The sequence below is a fragment of the Streptomyces sp. genome (assembly GCF_031178505.1).
GTDB classification, from domain to species: Bacteria; Actinomycetota; Actinomycetes; order Streptomycetales; family Streptomycetaceae; genus Streptomyces; species Streptomyces gulbargensis.
In genome coordinates this window covers 1-6,132 of the sequence record NZ_JAPSIW010000417.1, presented here as the reverse complement: position 1 = coordinate 6,132, position 6,132 = coordinate 1, and the positions used below count along the sequence as shown (strand labels likewise).

The window sequence follows — 6,132 nt, the reverse complement described above, 5'->3', positions numbered from 1 at the left end:
TCCGGCGGGCGGGCCCCTTTTACACGCTCCGCTCCGGCGCTCAGTGCGAGGGCACCTCGCCGCCGTCCGCGGCCTCGACCTCCTCGCGGGTGATCCCCAGCAGGTAGAGCACCGTGTCCAGGAACGGAACGTTCACCGCCGTGTGCGCGGCCTCCCGCACCACCGGCTTGGCGTTGAACGCCACCCCGAGCCCGGCCGCGTTCAGCATGTCCAGGTCGTTGGCCCCGTCACCGATCGCCACGGTCTGCGCCAGCGGCACCCCGGCCTCGGCCGCGAACCGGCGCAGCAGCCGCGCCTTGCCCGCCCGGTCCACGATCTCCCCGGTCACCCGGCCCGTCAGCTTGCCGTCCACGATCTCCAGCGTGTTGGCCTGCGCGAAGTCCAGGCCGAGACGTTCCTTCAGATCGTCCGTGACCTGCGTGAATCCACCAGAGACCACACCGACCTGATAGCCGAGCCGCTTCAGCGTACGGATCAGGGTGCGGGCCCCGGAGGTCAGCCGGACCTCCGCGCGGACCTTGTCCACCACGGAGGCGTCCAGGCCGGCCAGCAGCGCCACCCGCGCGTGCAGCGACTGCTCGAAGTCCAGCTCGCCGCGCATCGCCGCGGCCGTCACCTCGGCGACCTCTTCCTCGCAGCCCGCGTGCGCCGCGAACAGCTCGATGACCTCGTCCTGGATCAGGGTGGAGTCGACGTCCATGACGACCAGGCGCTGCGCCCGCCGGTGCAGCCCCGCCGACACCACGGCGACATCGACGCCGACCCGGTGCGCCTCGGTGGCCAGGGCGGTGCGCAGCGGCTCCGTCTCGCAGCCCGAGACGGCGAACTCGACCGCGGTCACCGGGTACTTCGCCAGCCGGAAGATGCGGTCGATGTTGCCGCCGGCCCCGGCGATCCTGGCCGCTATGGCCGCCGTCTGCTCGGCCGTCAGCGGGTGTCCGAGCACCGTGACGTGGGAGCGGCCGTGGCCGCGCGGCCGGTTGTCGCCCGTGCCCGAGATGATCTCGGCCTGCAGTTTCAGGGACTCGGCCCAGCTGTGCACGGTGGCCCGCAGCTCCCCCTGGGAGGTGACGGTCGGCTCGGTGACGAGCGCGCACAGGACGAGGCGGCCGCGGGAGACGACCTGCTCGATGTCCACGACGTCGACGGAGAAGGCGGCGAGGGTGTCGAAGAGTCCGGCGGTGATCCCGGGACGGTCCTTCCCGAAGATCTTGACGAGAAGGGTGGGAACGTCTGAGTTCTGCGATGCGCTCATGGTGGTTCCACCGTATCGGGCACGGCGTGCCACCCGGCCCCCCGTCCCGCCCAGCGGACACCCGTCCGGTCCCTCACCCCGCCCGCCGGGCCGCGGCGGGGCCGCCCCGGGGACCGGCGGAGCGCACCCGCCCCGGGTCTTCACACGGCCCGACTTCCGGATACGGGACCGGGCCTGAAATAGTTCCCCCCGGATGATTCGCCATCCCTGGACTCCCGGCGACCGGGGGTACATCGGGGGACAAGTAGTGGGGCATGGAGTGCCAGAACTCGTACTGGAATTGAACGGCAGGACCTGGACCCTCGATCCGGCCAGGTCGTACACCCTGGGCCGTGATCCGCAGGGTGACCTGGTCATCGACGACGCCAGGGTCTCGTGGCGCCACGCCACGATCAGCTGGGGCGGCCGGAGCTGGGTCATCGAGGACCACGGCTCCACCAACGGCACCTTCGTCCACGGGCAGCGGATCCAGCAGCTGGAGCTCGCCCCGGGCACGGCCGTCCACCTCGGCAACGCCACCGACGGCCCGCGGCTGGATCTCACCGCCGTCGGCCCGGCCGCGCAGCAGGCGCCGATGCCCGCGCAGCATGCCCCCGCCCCGCACGCCCAGGCCCCCGCCGCCCACGGCGCCGCCCCGGCCGACTGGGCCGCCGCGCAGGCGCCGCAGCACCAGGGATGGCAGCACCAGGCCCCCCAGCCCGCGGCCGCACCGCCCCAGGTCCCGCACCAGCAGGTCCCCCAGCAGGTGCCGCAGCACCAGGTCCCCCAGCAGGTGCCGCAGCAGCAGGGCCCGGCGGGTGGCCACGGCCCCGGCGCCGCGGGGGCGTCGTCGGCCTACGCCGACCGCAGCCCCACCACCTTCCACCAGCTGTCCCTCGGCCACGTCATGCGCATCGGCCGCGCGCTCGAGAACGAGCTGGTCGTCTCCGACCTCCAGGTCTCGCGCCACCACGCCGAGTTCCACGCGACCCCCGACGGCCGCTTCGAGATCCGCGACCTGGGCTCGCACAACGGCACCTACGTCAACGGCCAGCCGATCCCCAAGGGCGGCACCGCCCTCCTCGGCCCCCAGGACATCGTCGGCGTCGGTCACTCCACCTTCCGGATCGTCGGCGGCCAGCTGGAAGAGTTCGTCGACACCGGCTCGGTCTCCTTCTCGGCCCGCCACCTCACGGTCACCGTCGACGGCGGCAAGCAGATCCTCAAGGACGTCAGCTTCGGCGTCCCCGAGAAGTCGCTCATCGGCGTCATCGGCCCCTCCGGCTCCGGAAAGTCCACCCTCCTCAAGGCGCTCACCGGCTACCGGCCCGCCAACGAGGGCGACGTCCTCTACGACAACCGCAGCCTCTACAAGCAGTTCGCCGAGCTGCGCCAGCGCATCGGTCTGGTCCCGCAGGACGACATCCTGCACAAGGAGCTGACCGTCCAGAAGGCGCTGCGCTACGCCGCCAAGCTCCGCTTCCCCGGCGACACCGCCGCCGCCGAGCGCGAGGCGCGCATCGACGAGGTGCTGCGCGAGCTCAAGCTCGACATCCACAAGGAGAAGAAGGTCACCTCCCTCTCCGGTGGCCAGCGCAAGCGCGTCTCCGTCGCCCTGGAGCTGCTGACCAAGCCGTCGCTGATCTTCCTGGACGAGCCCACCTCCGGCCTCGACCCGGGCATGGACCGCGACGTCATGCAGCTCCTGCGCGGCCTCGCTGACGACGGCCGTACGGTCCTCGTCGTCACCCACTCCGTCGCCGAGCTCGGCCTGTGCGACAAGCTCCTCGTCATGGCCCCCGGCGGTTCGGTGGCCTACTTCGGCCCGCCGGACGAGGCGCTGAACTTCTTCGGCTACTCCAGCTGGGCCGACGTCTTCTCCGCCTTCGAGAACTACCGCGACTACGACTGGGCGGGCCGCTGGAAGGGCTCGCAGCACTACCAGCTGTACGCGGCCGACATCGACGCCGTCGCCGCCCAGCCCGTCCAGGTCCCGCAGCAGGCCATGGCCCGCCCGCCCAAGCCCCAGGGCTGGGGCTCCCAGCTGTGGACCCTGATGCGCCGCTACGCCTCGGTCATCGCCTCCGACAAGGGCTTCCTCGCCCTCATGGTGATGCTCCCGGCGGTCATCGGCGCGGTCTCGGTCGTCATCCCGTCCGACTTCGGCCTGGCCCCGCCCACGCCGCCGTCCCGCTTCAACGGCGACGCCGGCATCATCATGCTGATCCTCGCGGTCGGCATGTGCTTCTCCGGAGCCGCCAACTCCGTCCGCGAACTGATCAAGGAACGGGTCATCTACGAGCGGGAGCGCGCCACCGGCCTCTCCCGCTCCGCCTACCTGATGTCCAAGGTGATCGTCCTCGGTGTCATCACGGCCTTCCAGGGCGTAATCCTCTGCGGCATCGGCTTCGCCATCCGCGAGCTGCCCGCCGAGGGCCTGATCATGCCGCCGGCCCTGGAGCTCTGCCTGGTCGTCATCGCGCTCGGCCTCACCTCGATGATGGTCGGCCTCGTCATCTCCTCGCTGGTGAAGACCGCCGAGAAGACCATGCCGCTGCTCGTCATGTTCGCGATCGTCCAGGTCGTCTTCACCGGCATCCTGTTCAAGGTCTACGGCTCGCCCGGCCTGGAGCAGTTCGCCTGGCTCATGCCGTCCCGCTGGGCCATCGCCGGCGCCGGCACCACGCTCGACCTCGGCCACCTCATGGCGCCGTGGGACCCGAAGAACCCCACCGACCTGGACCCGCTGTGGGAGCACAGCGCCGGCCAGTGGGCCTTCAACGTGGGCGTGCTGCTGTTCATGACCGTCGTCCTCGGCTTCGTCGTGGCCCGCCTCCTGCGCCGCCACGAGCCCGAGGTCATGCGCAAGTGACGTCCCCGTGAGTACGCCGAAGGGCGGCACCCCCACGCGGGGGTGCCGCCCTTCGGCGTACGACAGCGGGAACCGCGCCGGATCAGTAGGCGCTGTTGACGTTGTCGATCGAGCCGTAGCGGTCGGCCGCGTAGTTGGCGGCGGCGACGATGTTGGCGACCGGGTCGTACTGGTCGAACTTGGTGCCCGGCACGTGGTAGGCCTTGAAGGTCGGGTAGATGACCTGCAGCAGACCCTTGGACGGGACGCCGTTGATGGCGTTGATGTCCCAGTTGTTGATGGCCCGCGGGTTGCCGCTGGACTCACGCATGATGTTCTTGTGCAGGCCGTGGTAGCTGCCCGGGATGTTGTGCTTGTCCATGATGAACAGCGCCTCACGGATCCAGCCGTCGAGGTTGTTCGCGAAGACCGGCGTGCGGGCGGCGGAACGGCTCGCGGCGGCCTTCGTCGCGGCACGCTTCGTCGCGGCGGCCTTGGCACGGGCCTGCGCCTCGGCCTTGGCCTTCGCCTGAGCCTGGGCCTTCGCCTTGGCCGCGGCGGCGGCCTGAGCCTTGGCGGCGGCGGCGGCCTTGGCCTCCGCCTCGGCCGCCTGCTGCGCCTTCAGACCGACGGTGGCCTGCTGCTCGGTCACGCTGGCGGCCAGCGCCTTGGCCTGCGGGCTCTGGGCGTCGTACGCCCAGGCCACCTGCTGGGTGCCGGCGAGGGCCTGCGGCTCGGTTTCGGTGGAGCCGTTACCGGGGACGAGGGAGAGCGTGAGCGCCGCGGCGCCCAGAGCGGCGACGCCGGCGATCGTGGCCTTGTGGGTCTTCTTCAGACCACGACTGTGGCCAGGGGTGTTCGCAGACATGCAGGACTACCTCTTCGAATCGCTGGGGGTCGTCGCTGGGCCGGGGCGGCGCTGCGCCTGCTCGGCGGCGACGTTGGCAATTCTTAGCGGCCGCAAAATGCTGTGGCAAAGGTGTGACGTACGATCCCGGATAGTGGATCAGGGGCCCGTGCACGGGCCACCCACGCGGTCACCCGGCCCGCTCATCCCGCACTGACACGGCCTTTACCCCTCCACTAGGGAGGTTCGTAAGTGACCTGCGTCCTATGCGCGGGCTCACACAGGCCACCCCACGGAGTCACGGCAGGTTGCGCCAGCAATGCGCACAGTGAGCCGCCTCTTCCTTGCGGACGACCCGCCCCGGCACCCGGTCCGACCTAGGTCTCGAGTCCTGCTCCATGGCCGTCCCCAGGCGGATACGCACCGTCACACCCCGCCGGTACGGTGAGCCCATGAGCCATCGACCGAGCTCCGGCCTGGCCGCCGTGAGCACCGCCCTCCTCGCGATGAGCCGCCATCTGGAGGTGCGCGACGTCCTGAAGACGATCGTCGCCTCCGCCCGCGAGCTGCTCGACGCCGAGTACGCGGCCCTGGGCGTCCCGGACGACCACGGCGGCTTCGCCCAGTTCGTCGTCGACGGCGTCAGCGACGAGCAGTGGCGGGCGATCGGTCCGCTGCCCCGCCAGCACGGCATCCTCGCCTCGATGCTCCACAAGGCCGAGCCCGAGCGCCTCGCCGACGTCCGCCAGGACCCCCGCTTCGAGGGCTGGCCCGACGCCCACCCCGAGATGTCCGACTTCCTCGGCCTGCCGGTCCGTGACGGGGACGAGATCCTCGGCGCCCTCTTCCTCGCCAACAAGCGCTGCCCCCGGCCCGGCGGAGGCTGCGGCTTCACGGAGGAGGACGAGGAACTCCTCGGCATCCTCGCCCAGCACGCCGCCATCGCCCTCACCAACGCCCGCCTCTACGAGCGCAGCCGCGAACTCACCATCGCCGAGGAGCGCTCCCGGCTCGCCCACGAGCTGCACGACGCCGTCAGCCAGAAGCTGTTCTCGCTCCGCCTCACCGCCCAAGCCGCCGCCGCTCTCGTGGACCGGGACCCGGCCCGCGCCAAGGGGGAGCTCCAGCAGGTCGCCGCGCTCGCCGCCGAGGCCGCCGACGAGCTCCGCGCCGCCGTCGTGGAGCTGCGCCCCGCCGCCC

4 protein-coding genes are annotated in these 6,132 nt (G+C 71.3%); 2 read left to right on the top strand and 2 right to left on the bottom strand.

Translation table 11 applies throughout. From position 1 onward, the window contains the following. Positions 1 to 40: 40 nt before the first annotated feature. A complete protein-coding gene (gene serB, locus RIF68_RS23885; RefSeq protein WP_309053350.1) occupies positions 41 to 1,255 on the bottom strand; it encodes a phosphoserine phosphatase SerB in 1,215 nt (404 codons plus the stop codon). 247 nt (positions 1,256 to 1,502) lie between these two features. On the opposite strand from serB, the gene RIF68_RS23880 reads away from it, so the two are divergent. Next, a complete protein-coding gene (locus RIF68_RS23880) occupies positions 1,503 to 4,106 on the top strand; it encodes an FHA domain-containing protein (RefSeq protein ID WP_309053349.1) in 2,604 nt (867 codons plus the stop codon). Positions 4,107 to 4,188: 82 nt separating this feature from the next. Here the strand turns inward: RIF68_RS23880 and RIF68_RS23875 are convergent, their stop codons facing one another. Next, on the bottom strand, positions 4,189 to 4,953 hold the full coding sequence (locus RIF68_RS23875) for a transglycosylase SLT domain-containing protein (protein ID WP_309053348.1): 765 nt from the start codon (positions 4,951 to 4,953) through the stop codon (positions 4,189 to 4,191). A gap of 431 nt (positions 4,954 to 5,384) precedes the next feature. Here RIF68_RS23875 and RIF68_RS23870 point away from each other — a divergent pair. Further along, positions 5,385 to 6,132, top strand: a 748-nt coding sequence (locus RIF68_RS23870; RefSeq protein WP_309053347.1) for a GAF domain-containing protein, incomplete at its 3' end; no start/stop codon positions are given.